The sequence below is a fragment of the Pseudomonas sp. PSKL.D1 genome (assembly GCF_028898945.1).
Lineage (GTDB): Bacteria > Pseudomonadota > Gammaproteobacteria > Pseudomonadales > Pseudomonadaceae > Aquipseudomonas.
Window position 1 is genome coordinate 4,385,059 of record NZ_CP118607.1, and the last position, 21,874, is coordinate 4,406,932.

Here is a 21,874-nt window from a genome sequence, read left to right on the forward strand (position 1 = left end):
CATGAGAAGCAGGGAAAGATATCAAGGGTATGCCTGGGCCGGTGGCCAGTAAAGCGCGCAAGTGTGACGGGGCATTCAGGGACTGAATACCGGGTCTGCGTTTGCAGTGGGCCGGGTGCGGGTTATAGTCGGGGGCAAATCAATAATCATGCATTGTTTGTGCGGGCCTCATCGCGGATGAATCCGCTCCTACAGGGCTATGGTGCCTGTAGGAGCGGATTTATCCGCGATGGGGCGGCACAGGCCACCCGAAGAGGAACCCCCGATGAAGTTCGAAGGCACCCGCGACTACGTCGCCACAGACGACCTGAAACTGGCGGTCAACGCGGCCATCACCCTCGAACGCCCATTGCTGGTCAAGGGCGAGCCGGGCACCGGCAAGACCATGCTCGCCGAGCAACTGGCTGCCTCGTTCGGTGCCCGCCTGATCACCTGGCACATCAAGTCCACCACCAAAGCCCACCAAGGCCTGTACGAGTACGACGCGGTCAGCCGCCTGCGCGACTCGCAGCTGGGCGTGGACAAGGTGCACGACGTGCGCAACTACCTGAAAAAGGGCAAGCTCTGGGAGGCCTTCGAGGCCGACGAGCGGGTGATTTTGCTGATCGACGAAATCGACAAGGCCGACATCGAGTTCCCCAACGACCTGTTGCAGGAACTCGACAAGATGGAGTTCTACGTCTACGAAATCGACGAGACCATCAAGGCCAAACAGCGGCCGATCATCATCATCACTTCCAACAACGAGAAAGAACTGCCCGACGCCTTCCTGCGCCGCTGCTTCTTCCACTACATCGCCTTCCCCGACCGCACCACCCTGCAGCAGATCGTCGATGTGCATTACCCGAACATCAGCCAGTCGCTGGTCAGCGAGGCGCTGGATGTGTTCTTCGACGTACGCAAGGTGCCGGGGCTGAAGAAAAAGCCGTCCACCTCCGAGCTGGTCGACTGGCTCAAGCTGCTGATGGCCGACAACATCGGCGAAGCGGTGCTGCGTGAGCGTGACCCGACCAAGGCCATCCCGCCGCTGGCCGGCGCGCTGGTGAAGAACGAGCAGGACGTGCAGCTGCTTGAGCGCCTGGCGTTCATGAGCCGGCGCGGCAACCGCTGACAGGAGCCGGCCATGCTGCTGAACCTGTTCAACGAAATGCGTGCAGCCAAGGTGCCGGTGTCGGTGCGCGAGCTGCTCGACCTGCTCAATGCCCTGCAAAAACGGGTGATCTTCGCCGACATGGACGAGTTCTATTACCTCGCCCGTGCCATCCTGGTGAAGGACGAGCGGCATTTCGACAAGTTCGACCGGGCGTTCTCGGCTTACTTCAAGGGCCTGGAAAACCTCGACCGGCACCTGGAAGCGCTGATCCCTGAAGACTGGTTGCGCAAGGAGTTCGAACGGTCGCTGACCGATGAGGAACGCGCGCAGATCCAGTCACTCGGTGGCCTCGACAAGCTGATCGAAGAGTTCAAGAAACGCCTGGAAGAACAGAAGGAACGCCACGCCGGCGGTAACAAGTGGATCGGCACGGGTGGCACCAGCCCGTTCGGTTCAGGCGGTTTCAACCCCGAGGGCATTCGCGTGGGCGAAGCCGGCAAGCGCCAGGGCAAGGCCGTGAAGGTGTGGGACCAGCGCGAGTACAAGAACCTCGACGACCAGGTGGAACTGGGCACCCGCAACATCAAGCTGGCCCTGCGCCGGCTGCGCAAGTTCGCCCGTGAAGGAGCCGCCGAAGAGCTGGACATCGACGGCACCATCGACCACACCGCCCGTGACGCCGGGCTGCTGAACATCCAGATGCGCCCCGAGCGGCGCAACACGGTCAAGCTGCTGTTGCTGTTCGACATCGGCGGTTCGATGGATGCCCACGTCAAAGTGTGCGAAGAACTGTTCTCGGCCTGCAAGACCGAGTTCAAGCACCTGGAGTATTACTACTTCCACAACTTCATCTACGAGTCGGTGTGGAAGAACAACCTGCGCCGCACGTCGGAGCGGTTCTCCACGTTCGACCTGCTGCACAAGTACGGCGATGACTACAAGGTGGTGTTCGTCGGCGACGCGGCCATGGCGCCTTACGAAATCACCCAGCCGGGGGGCAGTGTCGAGCACTGGAACGAAGAGGCCGGGTATGTGTGGATGCAGCGCTTCATGGAGAAGTTCAGGAAGATCATCTGGATCAACCCGTACCCGAAACAGGCCTGGGATTACACGGCGTCGACCCATCTGGTGCGGGATTTGATCGAAGACCGGATGTTCCCGCTGACCTTGCAGGGGTTGGAGGACGGGATGCGGTATTTGTCGAAGTAATAGTTAGCCTGGGCTGGCCCCATCGCGGATAAATCCGCTCCTACAGGGTGAACTGCGGCCCTTGTAGGAGCGGATTTATCCGCGATAGGGCCCGCACAGACTACCGCCAGCTCTCTTTAACCGCCTTGCGCCGCCCACCGAGGATCACCCAGCCAATCCCCAGCAACAGGCTTTCAACCACAAAGGCCAACACAAACCCCGCGCCAACCCCCCAGCCAATCGCCTCGGGCACCAGCAAAATCTGGTAGCTGTAACCCTTCAAGGTTTCCTCACGCAATTGCGGGTCGGGCTGGGCCAGCACATGCCAGGTACGGCTCACCCACGAGCCTTGCAGCGCCTGCCACTCATCCTCCAGCAACTGATTGCGGATCATCAGGCTTTCGATGCTGTTGGCATCGCTGACAAACACCGGGTCGTCACTGGTGCGGTAATGCCGCAACAGCGCCTGCAGGTCGCCATTGAAGAAGCGCTCGGCCGTTTGCTTGAAGCCGTCCAGCGCCTGGCGTGATTCAAACAGGTGCGCCTCGACCCGCTGGCTGTAGTCCTTGACCAGCCCGGGCACCTGGATACCGGCCAACAGGCCGAACGTGAACAACAGCAACCGCAGGTAACTTCTGAACATGCAGCGTCCTTAGCTCTGGCCTTGCGAAACGCATTCTCCGTGCCGCCACAGTGCCCATTGGCCGGGCTCGTAACGTTCCCAGGTCTCGTTTTCGGTCAAGGCTTCGGTGGCGATTACCGTGACCACGTCGTTGGGGGTGGTTTCGGTATGAAAATCGACAATCAGGTCGACATCTTTAAGGCGTGCAGCACCAAAGGGCGCGCGCCGGGTAATGTGGACCAGCTTGGTGGAGCAGAAGCAGAACAGCCAGTCGCCATCGCTGAGCAGGCAGTTGAACACGCCTTTGCCGCGATACTCGGCACAGGCTTCGACCAACACCGGCAGCAGCTGTTCCACCTCGACAGGTTCCGGGAAGGCTTCGCGCACGCGGTTGAGCAGGTCGCAGAAGGCCGCTTCGCTGTCGGTGTCGCCCACCGGGCGGTAGAAGCTGGCCTTGCCCTTGAACTCGCCCAACTGGCCGTTGTGCGCGAAGCACCAGTTGCGGCCCCACATTTCGCGCACGAAGGGGTGGGTGTTGGACAGGCATACCCGGCCCACGTTGGCCTGGCGGATATGGCCGATCACCACTTCGCTCTTGATCGGGTAGCGTTGCACCAGGTTGGCCACTTCCGACTCGCTGCTGGCGGCCGGGTCCTGGAACAGGCGCAGGCCGCGCCCCTCGTAAAAGCCGATGCCCCAGCCGTCCCGGTGCGGGCCGGTGCGGCCACCGCGCTGCATCAGGCCGGTGAAGCTGAAGACGATGTCGGTAGGGACGTTGGCGCTCATGCCCAGCAGTTCACACATGCTCAGCCCCCTTTACAGACGTGGTTCGACCCGGCCGCCCGCAGGTGCGGCAGGGGGTGGGTCATCGCGGTAGCGGCTGCGACGTTCGGCAACCAGCGGGCTGTCGCTGGTGACCTGCTCATCTTCCGCCGCGCGGCGCTTGGCTGCCGCCTCGGCCTGCTCGCGGCGCTCGCGGGCGCGTTTTTCCAGCGGCCAGCGGATCAGCACGAAAACGATGTACAGGATGAAGGCAAACAGGCCGTACATGGCGAAGTCGGAAACAGCGCGCCAGGCGTTGTTGCCGACCTTGAAGGCCACATCCAGCGCAGTGATGGCGATGGCCGGGGCAACCGCGTCCTTGGCCGGGTCGACGACGGTCGGGGTCAACAGCAATACCGCCAGGATCACCCGCAGCGGCTCGCGCAACCAGCGCCACATCCAGCCGGTGAGCTTGAAACCCACCAGCAGGCAGCCCAGGGCGGCAACGGCGTAAAGGCCCCAGGCGAGGGTATAGTCGTTCTCGGTCATGGTGTTCGTGCAAGCCAGGCAAAGAGACGCCTATGATAAACACTTTTCCGGGCGCAGACAGCGTCTACCTGTCCCGGCGCCTTCGCGGCCCAAGCATAGCCACCACAGAGATTCCAGATGCCCAGCAGACCCCAGCCCCCCGTCGCCCGCCAGGTCCAGGCCGCAGATCCGTACGCCTGGCTGCAAGATCGCGACACCCCCGAGGTGCTCGCCTACCTGCAAGCGGAAAACGCCTACCAGCAAGCGTGCCTGGCCGACCAGGCGCCTTTGCGCGAGCAGCTGTTCGAAGAAATCAAAGGCCGCATCCAGGAAACCGACCTGTCCCTGCCCTCCCCTTGGGGCCCGTACCTGTACTACACCCGTACCACCGCCGGTGACGAGTACCCGCGTCATTACCGCTGCCCGCGCCCGGCGGACGACTCCAACACCGTGGATGAGGCCCAGGAGCAGTTGCTGCTCGACCCCAACGCCCTGGCCAACGGTGGCTTCCTGTCGCTGGGCGCGTTCAATGTCAGCCCCGACCACCGCCTGCTGGCCTACAGCCTGGACACCAGTGGCGACGAAATCTACACCCTGTACGTCAAGGACCTGGCCACCGGCAACGTGACCACCCTGCCCTTCGACGACTGCGACGGCAGCCTGACCTGGGCCAACGACAGCCAGACACTGTTCTTTGGCGAACTGGACGACACCCACCGCCCCTGGCGCCTGCGCCGGCATACGCTGGGCGAGGCCACGGCGCGGACGGTGTTCGAAGAGCCCGATGGCCGCTTCTTCCTGCATTGCTACCGCGCAAGCTCCGAACAACAGCTGGTACTGCTGCTCAACAGCAAGACCACCAGCGAGGCCTGGGTACTCGATGCCCACACCCCGCACGCGGACTTCACCTGCCTGGCCCCCCGCGAAGAAGGCCACGAGTACTACCCGGACCACGGCCAGCTCGACGGCCAGTGGCGCTGGTTTATCCGCACCAACCAGGACGGCATCAACTTTGCCCTGTACCAGGCGCCCGACGCACCGGTGCCAAGCCGCGAACACTGGCAACTGCTGGTGGCGCACCGCGAAGACATCATGCTCGAAGGCCTGAGCCTGAACGCCAGCGCCATCAGCCTGAGCCTGCGCGAGGGCGGCCTGCCGATCATCGAAGTGCGCCCGCAAGGCCTGACCAGTTACCGGGTGGAGTTACCCGATGCGGCCTACAGCCTGTACGTGCAGGACAGCCTGGAGTTCGCCAGCCACCGCATCCGCCTGCGCTACGAAGCCCTCAACCGCCCGGCTCAGGTTCGCCAGCTGGAACTGGCCACTGGCATGCAGCAGGTGCTCAAGCAAACCCCGGTGCTGGGCCCGTTCGACGCTGATGATTATGTCAGCGAGCGGCTGTGGGCCACCGCAGCCGACGGCACCCGCGTGCCGGTCAGCCTGGTGCGCCGCCGCCAGGACCTGGGCAAGACCGTGCCGCTGTACCTTTACGGCTACGGCGCCTACGGCGAAAGCCTCGACCCATGGTTCTCCCACGCTCGCCTGAGCCTGCTGGAGCGCGGCGTGGCCTTTGCCATCGCTCACGTGCGCGGCGGTGGCGAACTGGGTGAAGCCTGGTACCGCGCTGGCAAGCAGGAGCACAAGCACAATACGTTCGGCGACTTCATCAGCTGTGCCGAGCACCTGATTGCCGAAGGTGTCACGGCATCGGATCGCCTGGCCATCAGCGGCGGTAGCGCCGGCGGCCTGTTGATGGGCGCGGTGCTCAACCTGCGGCCCGAGCTGTTCCGTTGCGCCATTGCCGAAGTGCCGTTCGTCGATGTGCTGAACACCATGCTCGACCCTGAGCTGCCACTGACCGTCACCGAGTACGACGAATGGGGCAACCCTGAAGAGCCTGAGGTATATGCGCGGATCAAGGCCTACGCGCCCTATGAGAACGTCTCGGTGCAGGCTTACCCGGCCATGCTGGTGGTGGCCGGCTACAACGACAGCCGTGTGCAGTACTGGGAAGCGGCCAAGTGGGTGGCGAAGCTGCGTACCCTCAAGACCGATGACAACCTGTTGCTGCTCAAGACCGAGATGGGCGCGGGGCATGGTGGCATGAGCGGGCGCTACCAGGGGCTGCGGGATGTGGCATTGGAGTATGCGTTTGTCTTCAATGAGCTGGGCGTGGTGTAAAACGCGTTTTTTGTTGTCATAGGCGAGGGCTTTGCCCTCGATCGCGGATAAATCCGCTCCTACACGGCCCCCTGTAGGAGCGGATTTATCCGCGATGGGCCGCAAAGCGGCCCCAACAACGCCAACCGAAGAAGAACAACACATGCCCGACCCAACCCACCTGAATGCCGAAATCCGCGACATGCTCATGGACTGCGGCCAGTTCGACGCCCTGCAGCCCGGCGACTTCCACACCGCCGCCGGCTATTTCAGCCTGGCCACCATGAGCGAGGGCGAAACCATCTTCAACGAAGGCGACGCCGGCACGTTCATGTGCATCCTGCACCACGGCGTGGTGTCGGTACGCAAGACCGATGGCAACGGTATTCAGGTGGAAATCGCCACCCTGCGCAGTGGCCGTGCATTCGGCGAAATGGCCGTGCTCGACGGCGAACGGCGCTCGGCCACCTGCGTGGCGGCCAGCGACTGCCAGCTGCTGACCCTGGGCAAGGATTCACTGGAAAAGATGCTCAACGACGCCCCGCGCATCGCCGCGCGCATCATCCGGGCGCTGGCCGTGGCTCTGTCCAGGCGCCTGCGCATGCAGGATGGCCAACGGCTCTCGCTTTAGTCTTCTGCCTCCACCGGCTTTGCCGGCTCCTGCCGCAAACCCGGCAGCGGCTGGTCCTTGGGCGGCCCCGGCACCGGCATGGGCGGCAGCAGCGGCGCGCCGGGCTGGCTGTCGTAGGCCTTGGGTGGCGTGCTGGGGGTAATCTGCGGGTATGGCGTGGGCGTTGCCGTGCCGGGGGCGCCGGGCACGGGCGTAGTAATGCGTGGCGGCGTGCCGGCCGCCTGGGCGGTGGAGATGCCGGCTACCAGCAGCGCGGCAAAAATCGCATGCAACATCATCAACCTCCTGTCGGGAAGCTTCTTACAGGCTATGCCCATTTCGTGTTTTTCGCCTGTCCGCCTGGCCTGCAAGCGCGCTAGACTCAATGGCATAACCGTCGTCATCTGCCTGATCAGAACAAAGGAAACACCATGAGTTCGGCTTCCACTTCCGCCGCCACCGCCCGCCTCGACCGCATCCTTGCCGATGCCAAGCGCGACAAGGAGATGGGCTACCGCGACAAGGCCCTGAAAATGTACCCGCACGTGTGCGGCCGCTGCGCCCGTGAGTTTTCCGGCAAGCGCCTGAGCGAGCTGACCGTGCATCACCGTGACCACAACCACGACAACAACCCCCAGGACGGCTCCAACTGGGAACTGCTGTGCCTGTACTGCCACGACAACGAGCACTCGCGCTACACCGACCAGCAGTACTTCAGCGACGGCTCGCTGAGCACCCCGAGCATCGCCAAGGCCACCCACAACCCGTTCGCGGCCCTGGCCGGCATGCTGAAAAAAGACTGACCGTCGAAAGCCGCCCCGCTGCTGCCGGCAAGCCCGTATAATCGCGCCTTTTTGCGAAGGGCCCCGGCACGTGGCTAACAAACGGTACAGCTGCATCGGCCTGTTCAACCCCAAGTCTGCAGAGAACGTCGGTTCGGTGATGCGTGCTGCGGGTTGCTACGGCGTCAACTCGGTGTTCTACACCGGCAAACGGTACGAGCGCGCGCGTGACTTCGTCACCGACACCAAGCGCGTGCATTACGACATTCCACTGATCGGCATCGACGACCTGCAGCGCATCATCCCGCTTGGGTGCACGCCGGTGGCTGTGGAGTTGGTGGATGGCGCAAGGCCACTGCCTGAGTACACCCACCCGGACCGGGCGATCTACATCTTCGGGCCTGAGGATGGCTCGCTGAGCGAGGAAGTGCGGGGGTGGTGTGAAGAGACCATCTATATTCCGACCGAGGGTTGCATGAACCTGGCGGCGACGGTGAATGTGGTGCTGTATGACCGGTTGGCCAAGGGGTTGAATACGCGGTCGGGGCCGAAATTCAAGTAAAACAGGCTGCCAGTGATGTCGCCTGCACCGGCCAATCGCGGATGAATCCGCTCCTACAGGGGGTTGCATTCCGTCTGTAGGAGCGGATTTATCCGCGATGAGGCCGGCACAGGTAACACCAAGGTGCCGAACTCCGTCAGAACAGCACCGGTCTTGCTCAGGTCACGAAGCGTTGATCCAGATGGTCTTCAGCTCCGTGTACTGGTCGTGGGCCCAGATGGACTTGTCGCGCCCACCAAAGCCAGACTCCTTGTAGCCACCGAACGGCGTCGAGGCATCGCCTTCGCCGAAGCAGTTCACGGTCACCACGCCCGCGCGGATTTCACGCGACAGGCGCAGCGCATTGCGCAGGCTGCCGGTGTAGGCCGAGGCGGCCAGGCCGTAGATGGTGTCGTTGGCCAGCTCGATGGCTTCATCGATGGTCTCGAAGCTGGTCACGCTCAGCACCGGGCCAAAGATTTCTTCCACGAACAGCTTGTTGTTGCGGGCCACGCCATCGACGATGGTCGGCTGCACGAACACGCCCTGCTCGGTCTCACCGCCCTGAACGATACTGAGCTTGTGCTCGGCGGCGTATTCCAGGTACGACTTGACCTTCTCGAAGTGCGACTTGCTGACCATGGCGCCCAAGCGGTTGTCAGGGTCGAGTGGGTCGCCCAGCTTCCAGTCCTTCAGGTGCTTGCCAATCAGGCCCAGCAGCTCGTCTTTGACGTCTTTGTGCACGATCAGGCGCGAGGAGGCCGAGCAGTTCTCGCCCATGTTCCAGAACGCACCGGCGGTGACGAACTGGGCCACTTCGTCGAGGTCTTCGCAGTCGTTCATGACCACGGCCGGGTTCTTGCCACCCAGCTCCAGCACGATGCGCTTGAGGTTGGACTCGGCGGCATACTTCAAGAACAGGCGGCCGGTGTCGGTGGAACCGGTGAAGCTGACCATCGGGATGTCCATGTGGCGGCCAATGGCCTCGCCCACTTCACGGCCACCGCCCGGCACCAGGTTGAATACGCCCGCCGGGATGCCGGCCTCGTGGGCCAGCTCGGCCACACGCAGGGCGCTCAAGGTCGTTTCCTTGGCCGGTTTGACCACGATCGAGCAACCGGCAGCCAGCGATGGGGCGATCTTCCAGGCCAGCATCAGCAGCGGGAAGTTCCACGGCAGCACCAGGCCGACTACGCCGATGGCTTCGCGCACCACCATGGTCACGGCGGCGTTGCCGGTGGGGGCAGTGTTGTCGTAGATCTTGTCGATCAGCTCGGCGTGCCAGCGGATGGTGTGGATGGTTTCCGGCACGTCGACATTCTGGCACTCGCTGACCGGCTTGCCGCTGTCGAGGCTTTCCAGCACGGCCAGTTCATGGGCGTTGTCTTCCAGCAGTTGAGCAAACTTCAGCAGGATGTGCTTGCGCTCGCCCGGCTGCAGCTTGGCCCACGCACCGTCTTCGAACACGCGCTTGGCGGCGGCCACGGCGACGTTTACGTCATTGACGTCGCAGGCGGCCACTTCAGCCAGTTGCTTGCCGGTGGCCGGGTTGGTGGTGACGAACGTCTTGCCCGAGATCGCATCGCGGAACTCGCCGTCGATGAACGCCTGGGTACGCAGTTGCAGGTCGGCGGCGATGGCCGCGTATCGGGCCTTGCTCAGCAATTCGGCCATGTTCATGCCCCCCCGGTGATGTGTGCGACGGCGCGCTTGAGTTCAGTGACAACCCCCTGCAGTGCCTGCTTCTCGTCAGCGTCCAGTTCGGACAGCGGCTTGCGCACACCACCGGTTTTCAGGCCGTTGAGGGCCACGCCGTACTTGATCGACTGCACGAACTTGCCACCTTCCAGGAAGTCCATCAGCGGCATCATGGCGCCCATGATCTTGCGGGCTTTGTCGAAGTCCTTCTCGATCACGCAGGCCTCGTACAGCGCCACGTGCTCGCGCGGGATGAAGTTGGAGCCGGCGCACACCCAGCTTTTGGCGCCCCAGGCAAAGAATTCCAGGGCCTGGTCGTCCCAGCCGCACGACAGCTGGATGTTCGGGCGCTGGATGGCCAGCCGGTGCAGCTGGGCCATGTCGCCGGAGCTTTCCTTGATGGCGACGATGTTTTTCACATCGGCAACGGCATCGAAGAACTCCTCGCCCATGCTCACGCTCATGCGGCCCGGGTAGTTGTAGAGCATGATCGGCAGGCCGGCGGCGGCGTCCACGGCTTTGACGTGTACGGCGATTTCCTGCTGGGTTGGCAGCGCGTACGGCGGGGTGCCCACCAGCAGCGCGTCTGCCTTGATTTCAGCAGCGTGCTTGGCGAAGGCCACGGAATCTTCGGTGCGGATGGCACCGGTACCGATGATCAGTGGCAGGCGGCCGTTCAGCACGTCCTTGGCCTGGGCGGCCAGTTCAAGGCGCTCCTGGGCGGTGTGGGCGTAGTACTCGCCGGTGGAGCCGCCAATGATGACGCCGTGGATTTTCGACTCGACCAGGTATTCGAGCACGTCGGCGAACGCCGCCTTGTCGATCGAGCCGTCCGCAGCCAGCGGGGTGACTGCCGGGGTGTAGATGCCTTCGAATTTCACGGTAGGTTCTCCAGTGCGTTGATCAGTGTTGTAAAGGCCACGGCGGATCGACGCCGTGGCGAGTCGTACGGAAAAGTCAGCCCAGCGATGCAGCCTGTTGCAAGTTCAGCGAGCGGGTTTCGGGGGCCAGGGCGACGGAGAAGGCCAGGCCGACGAAGGTCACGGCAGCGGCGGCGTACATCGTGGCGCCGATGCCATAGCTGTCGAGGGCGATGGGCACCAGCCAGGTACCGACGGCGGCACCGACCCGCGACATCGAAGTGCCCACGCCCACGGCGCCAGCACGGATTTCGGTAGGGAACAATTCGTTGGGGTAGACCAGCTGCAGCACCTGGGCGCCGCCGATGAACAGCGCATAGGCACCGAACAACACCAGGATGAGCATCTCGTTACCGTTGCTGAAGGCGCCCAGCCCCAGCAGGGCCAGGCCCGACCAGAAGAAGCTGTGCAGCAGTGTGGTGCGCCGGCCAATGGTGTTCAGCAAACGGGTACCGATGATGCAGCCGACCACGAACAGGAAGGTGATGGCGATCGAACCGATCGAGGCCCAGTCACCCTTCAGGTTAAGCGCGCCCAGCACTTTCGGCGCAAAGGCGTACACGGCGAATACCGGGATGACCGAGCAGGTCCAGAACATGGTGACGAACAGCATGCGCTTGCCATAGCCGGAGTGCAGCAGGCTGAGGAACGACAGTTTGCGGGTCTTGGGCTCCTCCGGCAGGTTGCGCAGGGAGAACGCGTCGCCATACACATCCTTGATCACCTGCTCGGCTTCGGCGGCGCGGCCCTTGCTGATCAGCCAGCGCGGGGATTCCGGGGTGCCCAGGCGGATGGCGAACAACAGTGCGCCAATCACCGCGGCACTGGCCAGCACCAGGCGCCAGGCCTCGTCGCCCCCATGACGCAGGATGGCTTCACCAACCAGGTAGGCGGTGGCGGCACCGGCAAACCACAGCACGGTCAGGGTCGCCAGGCGTGGGCCGCGGTTTTTCTTGGGCAGGAATTCCACCAGTAGCGAGGTTGCCACCGGGTACTCGATGCCAACCGCAATGCCGATGGCAAAGCGCAGCAGGAACAAGGCAAGTGCCGACTCCACCCAAAACTGTGCGACAGACGACAGGATGAACAGGGTCGGGCCAACGAAGAACACGCGCTTGCGGCCAAAGTGGTCAGTCAGCCAACCACCGAAGAAGCCGCCGAAGAAAATCCCGATCAACGCCGAGGCGGCGATCATGCCCTGCCAAAAACTGGTCAGGCTCAGGCCTGCCGACATCTGCACCATGGCCACGCCGATGATGCTCAGCACATAACCATCGACGAACGAGCCGCCGCCAGAGCGCACGGTCAGCCACTGGTGAAAACGGTTGATCGGTACATCTTCAATCGAAATATTCGGACTTGTCATTGTTGTTCCTGCCACTTCATCTGCATGTACGAATTCAAGGCGAGTGCGGCCGCGACACTGAATAAAACATTCAGCCCCGGGTGATCGGCGTACTCTTCCCGACCATCAAATTCGGGCAAAGGGTGCCCGTGCCGGTTAAATAAGCCCGGCGTAAAAAGTGTTATGGCCTAACGTCGAATCAGATCAGCTCTCTTTGCCGGCGCGCATTTGCCCCCACATCAGGTTGGCGTTCAACCCCAAAGAAACCAGGGGCTGCGGCGGATTTGCACAAGGCCCTGGGGCATTGAGCAAAAACTCGATAAGTTCGTTTTTGTCACCGGCGAGCCAGTCAGCCAGCAACTTGCCGGTGACGGTGCCGCGTGTAACCCCAAGGCCGTTACAGCACAGCGCACCAAATACATTGGGTGCCAACTTGCCAAAAAAGCCCATGTGGTTACGCGACAGCGCAAGTGCACCGCCCCAGGTATATTCAAAGTTCACGTCCGGCAGCATCGGGAAGCGCCGGGCAAACGATTCGCGGTGGCGTTGCACGAAACGTTGCAGGTATTTGGCATTGCTGCGCCCGTCCGGGTTGTAGCTGAAGCTGTTGCGCACCAGCAGGCGGTTGTCGACGGTGCGGCGCAGGGTGGTACCGAACGGGTCCGCCGGGATCACGCCCCAATAAGGCTTGCCGCCCAGGCGCGCTTGCTCGTCCTCGGTCAGCGGGCGGGTGATGCTGCCGTAGGTGAATACCGGCAGCATGCGGCCCTTGAGAAAGCCGAAGCTCATGCCGAACGCGTTGGTGGTGAGCACCAGCTTGTCGGCAGTGATGGCGCCGTTGGCGTGGCGCAGCAGCACTTTGTTGCCGTATTCGACGTCGGTGATGGGGGTGTTTTCGTAGAGGGAAACGTTGGCTGGCAGGCTGTCGGCCAACCCTTTGACCAGTGCAGACGGTTGCAGCAGCGCCGTGCCGGGGGTGAACAGGCCCTTGCGGTAGAAGTGCGTGCCGATGTGCTCGGGCAGGTCGCGCCCTTCGATCACTTCGTAGGGCTGGCCGAGCTTGTCCAGGCCACGACGATAGGCGTCGAGCACCGCAATGCCACGGTCTTCGATGGCCGCCTGGTACTTGCCACAATGGCGGAACTGGCAGTCGATGTCGAACTGGTCGATCAGTTCCTTGAGAAACGACTGGCCGCCCAGGTTGAGCTTGAGGATGGTCTTGGCGATGTCGATGTCACCGATGTAATCCTCGGCCCCGATGTCGTGGGGCAGGTCGATGGCAAAACCGGCATTGCGCCCGGAGGTGCCATAGCCAACTTCCTGGGCCTCGATCAGCACGATTTCGTCATTCGGGAAGTTCGTCGCCAACTGGCGTGCCGCCGCAAGCCCTGTGAAGCCTGCGCCCACCACCACCCAGCGCGCCTGGCTGTGGCCTTTGTGGGCCGGCCTTGGCGTGCGGGTTTTGCTCAGGTGGTACCAGCCACAGGTGGCATCATCGGCGGGTAACGAACTTATTCTTGTCATGTCACTAACCTGGATCGTCGTGTTGTCGAGTGGTCAGCGCCTGCGGCGGCGACCGGGTAACTCATATCTGAATCGGTACATCCAGCCCTTGTGGCGCGGCGTACTCGGCCATGCGCCGGCGCGACAGTTCAAAGTGCTCGCGCACCAGTTGCCCGGCAGTTTGCGGGTCACGGCCTTCAATGGCCTGGATCATCTGCTCGTGCTGCTCGCAGGCCAGTTCCAGGTCGCGCTGCATGTCGTCGGTGGTGGGGTGGCGGTAGAAAATCTTGCCCAGCCGGGTGTGGTCGATCAGCAGGCGACGCAGGCTTGGCAACAGGTAGTCGTTGTGCGCCATCTTGCCGATTTCCAGGTGGAAGGCGTCGTTGTGGAGCACGCGGTTTTCCACGTCGCGCTCTTCGATGGCCTGGCGGAACTGGGCCTGGATGCCCTTGAGCACTTCGATTTCGGCTTGGGTGGCGTTGGTCGCGGCCAGCTGGGTAGTGGCGATGTAGATCAGGGGCGCGGCGACGAAGAAGCTGTGCAGCGAATCGTGGTTCATGGCGGCCACGCGCGGGGCGCGGTTGGCCTCCAGCTCGATGTAGCCTTCGGCGGCAACCTGGCGCAGCAGTTCGCGAACCGGCGGGCGCGACAGGCCGAACTCATCACACAGGGCCAGTTCATCCACCACCGCGCCTGGCGCCAGCTCCATGCTGAGGATACGGCGGCGCAGGGCTTCGGCAAGGACGGCCTTGCGGTCCTGCGGCACTTCTGCACTGAGCGGTTGAACGGTGGCTTTCATGGCGGCCTTCTTTATTGTCATAGCGCTGTGTCTACTATTTGTATAACGACTATAGGGCACTGTTAGACAATGTGTCTACAGCATTTTCGATGAACGGTGAAATCACTGGAAAGCCCGGGTTTGTTGGCTTTTAGGGACATCAGGGGGGAGATTAAACACGCTGGGGGCTGCATTGCCAAACGTGACAGGAAATTGTCCGGATGAGACATGGCGATATTTTGTGTCGGGCGTGAGATCGGGCGCCGCATCGCGGATAAATCCGCTCCTACCGCATACCTGTAGGAGCGGATTTATCCGCGATGCGCCGCGCAGGCGGCGCTCGAACCTCATCAAACCGCTGCCAACGCCTCCCGCCGCTCATGCCGCCGGCTGCTGATGACGCCCAAAATCAGAATCACCACCGCCAGCGCCAAGGTCAGCGACACCTCCATCCGGTGCTTGGGCATCACGAACATCGTCCCCAGCGCAAACACGATGAACCCGATCACCGCATAGGTCAGCCATGGGTACAGCCACATCCGGAAGGCAATCTCCACATTCTGCCGCTGCAACAGGGCACGCATGCGCAGTTGCGAGAAGGCGATGGCCAGGTATACCAGCAAGGCAATCGAGCCAGAGCTTGCCAACAGGAAGGCAAACACCTCGGCAGGCGCGAAGTAATTGACGACAGTGGCCAGCATGCCGATCAACGTGCTGCCAATCACCGCCGCACGCGGCACACCCACTTTGGACGTGCGCTGGATAAAGCCCGGCGCATCGCCCCGCTTGGCCAGCGAATAAAGCATTCGCGACGAAATATAGATCGAAGAATTCAGGCAACTGGCCACCGCTACCAGCACCACCATGTCAACCAGCAGCTTGGCATACGGAATGTTCATGATCTCCAGCGCCCGCTGGTAGGAGCCCTGCACCGGCAGCAAGGGGTCGTTCCACGGCACCACCGAGATGATCACGAAGATCGACAGCAGGTAGAACACGCTGATGCGCCAGATCACCGAACGGGTAGCCTTGGCGATGTTGCGGGCCGGGTCTTTGGACTCGGAGGCGGCAATGGTCACCGCTTCAGTGCCCAGGTAGCTGAACATGGTGGTGAGCAAGGCGCCGATGATGGCGGTCCAGCCGTTGGGCATGAACCCGCCCTCGGTTTCCAGCAGCAGTGGCAAACCACTGACTTCCCGCCCAGGCAGTACGCCGGCCAGGGCTGCGGCGCCCAAAGCGATGAACGCAACGATGGCAATCACCTTGAGCATGGCGAACCAGAACTCGAATTCGCCGTACTTGGCCACGCTGAACAGGTTGGTGGCGGTCAGCAGCACGGTCATGCTCAGGGCAAAGAACCAGGCATCGATGTGCGGGAACCAGTTGTTGAGCACCACGCCGGCGGCGATGGCTTCGATGGGGATCACCAGCACCCAGAACCACCAGTACAACCAGCCGATGGTAAACCCGGCCCAGCGCCCGATGGCGCGGTCTGCGTAGGTGGAGAAGGAGCCGGTGTCGGGGCTGGCGACGGCCATTTCACCGAGCATGCGCATCACCAGCACCACCAGCGCCCCGGCCAGTGCGTAGGCGACAATGGCTGACGGGCCCGCGGCGGCAATGGCATGACCAGAGCCGATGAACAACCCGGCACCGATCACCCCGGCGATGGAAAGCATGGTCACATGGCGTTGCTTGAAGCCTTGGGCCAGCTGGTTGCCGGCGCCGTTCGCGCTTGTCGTTGTCATCCTGATCCCTGCTGTTGTTTTCTTTGTGGGGGGGACGTGAAGCTCCTGGGTCGAAACCCAGCGTGGATGAGCTTCGCGCCTGGTCACGGTAATGCAGCCGGGTACGCAGCCAGTTGCCTGAATCCGCCAGGAACATGACCAGACATGACCCAGTACCGCCTGGCAGCCGGAATGAACCCATGCGAGGCCGGGGCGGTCGGCTGCTTACACATCACAGGGAGGGCTTGCCATGCTTGATCGTCATGTTGAAGACCACAATGTGCATGGGCTGGAACGGGTCGGTTCACTGGCCGGCGGGGCGCTGATGTTCAGCAAAGGGCTGCGCCACGGTGGCTTTATTGGGCTATTGCAGATGGTCGTGGGCGGCCTGGCCGTGGCGCGCGGCATCAGCGGGCACTGTGCGACCAAGGCGTGGTTCCAGGACCATCGGCAGGAGTACTTGCGGTTGCGCTCGGATATTCAGCGCAGTGCGGCGGAGCTGGAGGCGTTGAAGCGCAGTGCGCGGGCGGCTACGCGGGGGTTGGGGTGGTTGGGGATTAGGGGGTTTCCTGTACTGGCCCCATCGCGGATAAATCCGCTCCTACAGGGTAACGTTGCGCCTGTAGGAGCGGATTTATCCGCGATGAGGCCAGTACAGGTTAATCCAGCACCTTGCTCTGCAACACCTCGGACCGCCGCCCCAGCACGTTCTCGCTGATCTGCACGAACTCCGCAGTGCTGACACTCGGAAGGCGCATCAACGCCCGCGCCACGTCATCGAGCGAGCGCTTGGACTGGGTATGTATGCGGATCTCCTTGTCCAGCGCCTGCAGCAGCAACACGCCACGGGCCACCTGCGCCGGGCTGGCCCGCTCGGCTTTGAGATTGGTGACCTTGGCCCCCTGCTTCTGCAAACGCGCCAGCCATACCTGGTAACGGTCGTCACTCACGCCCCCAGCGCGGCGCAGCAACTCATTGGCGTAGTAATCGGTCAGACTCTCGCCAAGCCAGTCGCTCTGCTTACCGACGCGAATCTGCGCAAACAGCTGCACCAGTTCACGCAGCAACGGGCTGCTGCCACTCTCGCTGACCATCGGCCGGCCGCTGTGCAGGTACAACGAACCATGTGCTGCCATGGCACCGCGCCACATGCCATCGCGGGCGCCGATCAACAGCAGTTTGGGCGGGTTACGTGGGAACACGGCCTGCAGGTGTGGCCACACAAAGGTCAGCAAGGTCAGGCTGTCCATGCGGCGCATGCCCTGCCCCACCGGCGCGGCCACGGTCACGTCGGTTTCGCCCAGGCGCGCACGGCGGCTGCCCAGGTCGCCCGCGAGCATCCATCCGGTGGGGCGGTCGAACAGGCGCGAAACGTTATCGATGCGGAACTTGTCCTTGCCGATGCGTGGCCAGGCGGTTTCGATGCTCTTCCAGCCTTCGGGCAGGTCAACCGACAGGCGGGCCACCAGCTCGGTGCCATCCTGCTGGTCCAGCCTTGCGGGCGGCACCAGTTGGTCACCCTGGAACAACGCCCAATGGGTAGTGATGCGTGAGGTATACGCGCCGCTGCGCTGTTGCTGGTCGAGTTTTACCCGATAACTGAGGCTGGTTTTGCCCGCCGCGGGGTGCCACACGCCACGCTGGCCCTGCTCCTGCCACTGGCCGTCGGCCTGAAAGCCACTGTAGGCACCGGCCTTGCCCAGGTCGAAATCCAGGCTGCGCACGGCGCTGCCTTCAGCCAGGGTCAGGCGCACCTCGGCCTGGCCGCTGGCAGGTAACAGGCGCACTTGATAGTCGAGGTCGACCTTTTTCGCCCAGGCCGGTGAACTGGCCAACAACCCCAAAAGCAGCAACAACTGGCAACGCATACAGAAACTCCTTGTTCCCCAGCGGCGACGGCCCGTGCCGCTCAGCTGGCGCGAAAGATCAGGTGGTCTTCCCAGTCGTCTTCATCCACGTCGTGTTCACTGAGCATACGCCCCGACTGGGAAATGCGCTGTTCATGCACCTGCTTGCGGTCACCACAGACCAGGTGGTGCCAGGCGGGCAGGTCCTTGCCTTCGCTGACCAGGCGGTAGCCACAGGTGCTGGGCAGCCACTTGAACTGGTCGGCCTTGCCCGGGGTGAGCTGGATGCAGTCGGGCACGTGGGCGAAGCGGTTGGGGTAGTCGCTGCACTGGCAGGTGTCCAGGTCGAGCAGTTTGCAGGCGATGCGCGTGTAATAGACGCTGTTGTCGTCCTCGTCCTCAAGCTTTTGCAGGCAGCACAAGCCGCAGCCGTCACACAGCGACTCCCATTCTTGCGGGCTGAGTTGTTCGAGGGTCTTGCGCCGCCAGAATGGCGCGGTGTCGGCGATCATCACACGGGTTTCCTGCATGGCTCTTGAGGCCGCGGCACGCGGCGGCGCCAGTCTAGAGCCTGGCCTTCGGCAACGCCATACCGCTTGTCAGTGGCGGGTGGACGCAGTAGCGTTCGGTCTTTCCCCTTCATGTTGCAGGAGCAGCCATGAGCGCCACCCCCCGCGTTGCCGATTACGCCATCAACGAGCAGTTCATTAACCGCTGGTCGCCGCGGGCCTTCACCGCCGAGCCGATCAGCGAAGAAACCCTGCTGAGCTTCCTGGAGGCCGCACGCTGGGCGCCCTCGGCCTACAACTCGCAGCCGTGGCGCTTCTTGTATGCCCGCCGCGACACGCCGAACTGGGAGCGCTACCTGAGCCTGCTGGTGCCGTTCAACCGTAGCTGGGCGCAGCAGGCGTCGGCGCTGGTGCTGGTGATGTCCAAGACCACTTTTGCCGCACCGGGAGCCAGCGAAGAAAAGCCGGCGCTGTGGCACACCTTCGATACCGGCTCTGCCTGGGGGCACATGGCGTTGCAGGCGAGCATCAGCGGCTGGCACACCCATGGCATGGCCGGGTTTGACCAGGAACTGGCGCGCAAGGAGCTGAAAGTGCCGGAGGGCTATGTGCTGCATGCGATGGTGGCGATTGGCAAGCTGGGGGACAAGGCCAGCCTGGATGAGGCGCTGCAGGCGCGGGAAGTGCCTAGCCCGCGTCGGCCGTTGAGTGAGTTGGTGGCGGAGGGGGATTTTAGCCTGTAGTCATCCTGTGCCGGCCTTATCGCGGATAAATCCGCTCCTACACGAAACCCTGTAGGAGCGGATTTATCCGCGATAAGGCCGGCACAGCCACTACCAATCAATAACCCCGCGCGAAATCCACTTCCCCACGCAACCCCTGCCCCGCTGCATACCCACGCACATTCTCGACAAACAACCGCACCATCGCCTTCGGCGAGGTGGGCGCGGAGCTGTGCCCGGTGAGTAACAACCCCCACGCGGTCCAGAACGGATGGCGCTGAGGCAGCGGCTCCTGCCGGCACACGTCGATCACCGCCCCCGCCAGGTGCCCCTGCTTCAGGGCCTCGACCAGGTCGGCATCGACCACCGCCACCCCGCGCCCGGCATTGATGAACAGCGCCGTGGGCTTGAAGCGCTGGAACAACGCCGCGTCATACAAGTCGTGGGTGGCAGGCGTGTCCGGCAGCAGGTTGAGCACATAATCCACCTGCTCGACCATGCGCGGCAGGTCGGCCAGGCTCGCTACTTCAACGAAGGGCACCTGTTCCCGGGCGCTGCTGGCAATGCCATACAACGTCACGCCAAACGGCAGCAAAAATTCGGCCACGCGTTGGCCGATGTCGCCGGTGCCAACGACCAGCACCTTGCGCCCTTCCAGCGAACAGCCGGGGCGGTCATCCCAGCGGCGCTCGACCTGGCTCACCAGACGCGACAGCACTTCGCGCTCATGGCCCAGCATGTAGGTCAGCATGTACTCGGCCATCACCTGGCCAAAGATGCCCACAGCCCGTGTCAGGCGGTAGTCGCGCGGCAACCCCTCGGCCAGCAGCGGCGTGATCCCGGCCCAGGTCGACTGCATCCACGCCGGTTTGTGGCCCTGGCGCAGCAGGCTGGCCAGCAAATCCGGCTGGCCCAGCCACACCGGGCAGCCCGGTGCCTGGCGGGCCAGTTCGGCGGAGTCACCACTGGTGACGATGTGCACATCCGGGGCGGCTTCGGCCAGCAGTTCGGCGTAATGAGCATATTGCTGCTCGGCAAGCAGAACGCGCATGGTCAAGCCGGGTCGTTACGGCGCAACAACTCTTCGGGCAGGTGCTCGATGTAGTCGTCATCCGGTGGCGGCATCTGCAGGTGGTAGCCCTGATTGTCGAGGTTTTCCAGCACCTTGGTGATGTCTTCGCGGGCCAGCTTGCGCTCGGGGCTCAGCACCAGGTCGAAGGCGTGCACGGGGGTGCCGAAGTACGGCAGCAGTGCTTCGGGCACACGCTCCAGGCCATCGGCCTTGAGCACGTAGAGGTACATTTCGTTCTTGCGGGGGCTCTTGTAGATCGAGCAAATACGTTTCATTGGGTCTCTCCGGCACCTGCCAAATCATCCAGCAGGGCCTGGCCCATCCGCTCACGGCGCCAGCCGCGCAGCGAATCGGGCAATTGATAGGGGCCGTTGGGGTAGCCGCTTTTAAGCAGGGCTTCCAGGGCTTTTTTGCGCAGCATCAGCTCCGGGGCGATGCCCAGACGCTCGCCTTCGGCCTGGCCGATGGCGCGCAGGCGCTTGAGGATGCCAGAGGCTTCGATCGGCAGCGGTTCAGGCTGGGCAGGCGGCCACTGCTCGGAAGGTACACTACCGGCGCGCTTGATCAGCTCAAGCAGGAAAGCGCCGTCCTGACGGATGGTACGCGGGTGCATTTCTTCGATCTTGGCCAGCGCCGAGAGGTTGTCTGGCTGGCTCTTGGCCATTGGCCACAAGGAATGTTCCTTGAGGATGCGGTTGCGCGGCACGTCACGGCTGCGGGCTTCACGCTCGCGCCAGGCGCACAGTTCGCGCAACACGGCCAGTTGCTGGCGGCTGAGCTTCCAGGCCAGCTTGACGTCACGGTACAGCGTTTCAGGTTCGACTTCGCGGCGCAGGGCCGCCACCAGTTCGGCGCCGTCTTCCAGTACCCAGGCGTACTTGTCGTCGGACAGCCGCGGGCGCAAGGCGGCAAACAGCTCGGCCAGGTGCACGGCATCTTCGGCGGCGTAGCTCACCTGCGTTTCCGACAGCGGGCGTTGCAGCCAGTCCGAGCGGGTTTCGCCCTTGGGCAGCTCGATACCCAGCACTTCCTGCACCAGGCGCGAGTAGCCCATGGAGAAGCCCAGGTTCAGGTAGCCCGCCGCCAGTTGCGTATCGAACAGCGGTTGCGGCAGCTTGCCGGTCAGGCGCAGCAGCACTTCAAGGTCTTCGCTGCAGGCGTGCAGCACCTTGACCACACCGCTGTCGTCGAGCAGCTCACCCAGCGGTTGCCAGTTCTTGATCAGAAGCGGGTCGATGAGAAAGGCACGCTGGCCATCACCGACCTGCACCAGGCCGGCCTTGGGGTAAAAGGTGTCGACCCGCATGAATTCGGTGTCGACGGCTACGAAGGGCAGTTCGCGCCAGCTCCGGCAGTGTTCGGCCAGGGTCTGGTCATCACGGATCCAGTGAATTTCGATGGCCACGAGGCTCTCCCACTAATATTGCCGCGCAGTATATACGGCGCGGGCCCTGCGGGTGAAACCTG

Annotated in this window: 22 protein-coding genes and 1 pseudogene; 8 read left to right on the forward strand and 15 right to left on the reverse strand. The window is 63.1% G+C overall.

The window, feature by feature from the left end; genetic code table 11:
• Positions 1-265: 265 nt before the first annotated feature.
• On the forward strand, positions 266-1,111 hold the full coding sequence (locus tag PVV54_RS19490; protein WP_003254658.1) for an AAA family ATPase: 846 nt from the start codon (positions 266-268) through the stop codon (positions 1,109-1,111).
• A 12-nt stretch (positions 1,112-1,123) separates the two neighbouring features.
• Complete coding sequence (locus tag PVV54_RS19495) at positions 1,124-2,302, forward strand: vWA domain-containing protein (protein WP_274906811.1); 1,179 nt, start codon at positions 1,124-1,126, stop codon at positions 2,300-2,302.
• Positions 2,303-2,402: 100 nt separating this feature from the next.
• Here the strand turns inward: PVV54_RS19495 and PVV54_RS19500 are convergent, their stop codons facing one another.
• The 3 genes from PVV54_RS19500 to PVV54_RS19510 are packed head-to-tail and all read right to left on the reverse strand — an operon-like array spanning position 2,403 to position 4,214.
• Entirely contained in the window at positions 2,403-2,924 is a 522-nt protein-coding gene (locus PVV54_RS19500; protein WP_274906812.1) for a DUF2937 family protein, read from the reverse strand.
• Between the two features lie 9 nt (positions 2,925-2,933).
• Positions 2,934-3,707, reverse strand: a complete 774-nt coding sequence (locus tag PVV54_RS19505; RefSeq protein WP_274906813.1) for a class II glutamine amidotransferase — start codon at positions 3,705-3,707, stop codon at positions 2,934-2,936.
• A 12-nt stretch (positions 3,708-3,719) separates the two neighbouring features.
• On the reverse strand, positions 3,720-4,214 hold the full coding sequence (locus PVV54_RS19510) for an MFS transporter (RefSeq protein ID WP_274906814.1): 495 nt from the start codon (positions 4,212-4,214) through the stop codon (positions 3,720-3,722).
• 117 nt (positions 4,215-4,331) lie between these two features.
• On the opposite strand from PVV54_RS19510, the gene PVV54_RS19515 reads away from it, so the two are divergent.
• Positions 4,332-6,374 (forward strand): S9 family peptidase, encoded by a 2,043-nt coding sequence (locus PVV54_RS19515; RefSeq protein WP_274906815.1) that lies wholly within the window; start codon positions 4,332-4,334, stop codon positions 6,372-6,374.
• 142 nt (positions 6,375-6,516) lie between these two features.
• Positions 6,517-6,984 (forward strand): cyclic nucleotide-binding domain-containing protein, encoded by a 468-nt coding sequence (locus PVV54_RS19520; RefSeq protein ID WP_274906816.1) that lies wholly within the window; start codon positions 6,517-6,519, stop codon positions 6,982-6,984.
• Here PVV54_RS19520 and PVV54_RS19525 read toward each other — a convergent pair.
• Entirely contained in the window at positions 6,981-7,259 is a 279-nt protein-coding gene (locus PVV54_RS19525; RefSeq protein ID WP_274910469.1) for a hypothetical protein, read from the reverse strand. The two genes, PVV54_RS19520 and PVV54_RS19525, sit on opposite strands and share 4 nt — an antisense overlap.
• Before the next feature lie 135 nt (positions 7,260-7,394).
• Here PVV54_RS19525 and PVV54_RS19530 point away from each other — a divergent pair, with 135 nt between their 5' ends.
• Both PVV54_RS19530 and PVV54_RS19535 read left to right on the forward strand, forming a co-directional pair.
• Positions 7,395-7,766 (forward strand): YajD family HNH nuclease, encoded by a 372-nt coding sequence (locus PVV54_RS19530; RefSeq protein WP_274906817.1) that lies wholly within the window; start codon positions 7,395-7,397, stop codon positions 7,764-7,766.
• Between the two features lie 70 nt (positions 7,767-7,836).
• Positions 7,837-8,307 (forward strand): RNA methyltransferase, encoded by a 471-nt coding sequence (locus tag PVV54_RS19535; RefSeq protein WP_060510325.1) that lies wholly within the window; start codon positions 7,837-7,839, stop codon positions 8,305-8,307.
• A 162-nt stretch (positions 8,308-8,469) separates the two neighbouring features.
• Here the strand turns inward: PVV54_RS19535 and PVV54_RS19540 are convergent, their stop codons facing one another.
• From PVV54_RS19540 to gabP, 6 genes are all read right to left on the reverse strand, one after another.
• Positions 8,470-9,960 carry an aldehyde dehydrogenase gene (locus PVV54_RS19540; RefSeq protein WP_274906818.1) on the reverse strand — a complete coding sequence of 497 codons (1,491 nt, stop codon included), beginning with the start codon at positions 9,958-9,960 and terminating at the stop codon, positions 8,470-8,472.
• 2 nt (positions 9,961-9,962) lie between these two features.
• Positions 9,963-10,865: a dihydrodipicolinate synthase family protein gene (locus PVV54_RS19545; protein WP_274906819.1), complete on the reverse strand. Its 903-nt coding sequence runs from the start codon at positions 10,863-10,865 to the stop codon at positions 9,963-9,965.
• 76 nt (positions 10,866-10,941) lie between these two features.
• Positions 10,942-12,270 (reverse strand): MFS transporter, encoded by a 1,329-nt coding sequence (locus PVV54_RS19550; RefSeq protein WP_274906820.1) that lies wholly within the window; start codon positions 12,268-12,270, stop codon positions 10,942-10,944.
• A gap of 183 nt (positions 12,271-12,453) precedes the next feature.
• Entirely contained in the window at positions 12,454-13,773 is a 1,320-nt protein-coding gene (locus PVV54_RS19555; RefSeq protein ID WP_274906821.1) for an NAD(P)/FAD-dependent oxidoreductase, read from the reverse strand.
• A gap of 61 nt (positions 13,774-13,834) precedes the next feature.
• Positions 13,835-14,551, reverse strand: coding sequence for a GntR family transcriptional regulator (locus tag PVV54_RS19560; protein WP_274906822.1), 717 nt, complete (start codon positions 14,549-14,551; stop codon positions 13,835-13,837).
• 329 nt (positions 14,552-14,880) lie between these two features.
• On the reverse strand, positions 14,881-16,278 hold the full coding sequence (gene gabP, locus PVV54_RS19565; protein ID WP_274906823.1) for a GABA permease: 1,398 nt from the start codon (positions 16,276-16,278) through the stop codon (positions 14,881-14,883).
• Between the two features lie 229 nt (positions 16,279-16,507).
• On the opposite strand from gabP, the pseudogene PVV54_RS19570 reads away from it, so the two are divergent.
• Positions 16,508-16,801: pseudogene (locus PVV54_RS19570) on the forward strand (DUF2892 domain-containing protein); the annotation flags it as partial.
• 115 nt (positions 16,802-16,916) lie between these two features.
• On the opposite strand, the gene PVV54_RS19575 reads toward PVV54_RS19570, so the two are convergent.
• Together PVV54_RS19575 and PVV54_RS19580 are read right to left on the reverse strand one after the other, a co-directional pair.
• Entirely contained in the window at positions 16,917-18,125 is a 1,209-nt protein-coding gene (locus PVV54_RS19575) for a hypothetical protein (RefSeq protein ID WP_274906824.1), read from the reverse strand.
• Positions 18,126-18,166: 41 nt separating this feature from the next.
• Positions 18,167-18,616, reverse strand: coding sequence for a YcgN family cysteine cluster protein (locus PVV54_RS19580; protein ID WP_274906825.1), 450 nt, complete (start codon positions 18,614-18,616; stop codon positions 18,167-18,169).
• 146 nt (positions 18,617-18,762) lie between these two features.
• Here PVV54_RS19580 and PVV54_RS19585 point away from each other — a divergent pair, with 146 nt between their 5' ends.
• Entirely contained in the window at positions 18,763-19,356 is a 594-nt protein-coding gene (locus PVV54_RS19585; protein ID WP_274906826.1) for a nitroreductase family protein, read from the forward strand.
• A gap of 97 nt (positions 19,357-19,453) precedes the next feature.
• Here PVV54_RS19585 and PVV54_RS19590 read toward each other — a convergent pair whose 3' ends face one another.
• The 3 genes from PVV54_RS19590 to rnd are packed head-to-tail and all read right to left on the reverse strand — an operon-like array spanning position 19,454 to position 21,812.
• A complete protein-coding gene (locus PVV54_RS19590) occupies positions 19,454-20,386 on the reverse strand; it encodes a D-2-hydroxyacid dehydrogenase (protein WP_274906827.1) in 933 nt (310 codons plus the stop codon).
• A 2-nt stretch (positions 20,387-20,388) separates the two neighbouring features.
• Entirely contained in the window at positions 20,389-20,682 is a 294-nt protein-coding gene (locus tag PVV54_RS19595; RefSeq protein WP_274906828.1) for a YcgL domain-containing protein, read from the reverse strand.
• Complete coding sequence (rnd, locus tag PVV54_RS19600; RefSeq protein WP_274906829.1) at positions 20,679-21,812, reverse strand: ribonuclease D; 1,134 nt, start codon at positions 21,810-21,812, stop codon at positions 20,679-20,681. The genes PVV54_RS19595 and rnd overlap by 4 nt, the downstream gene beginning before the upstream one ends.
• Positions 21,813-21,874: the final 62 nt, after the last annotated feature.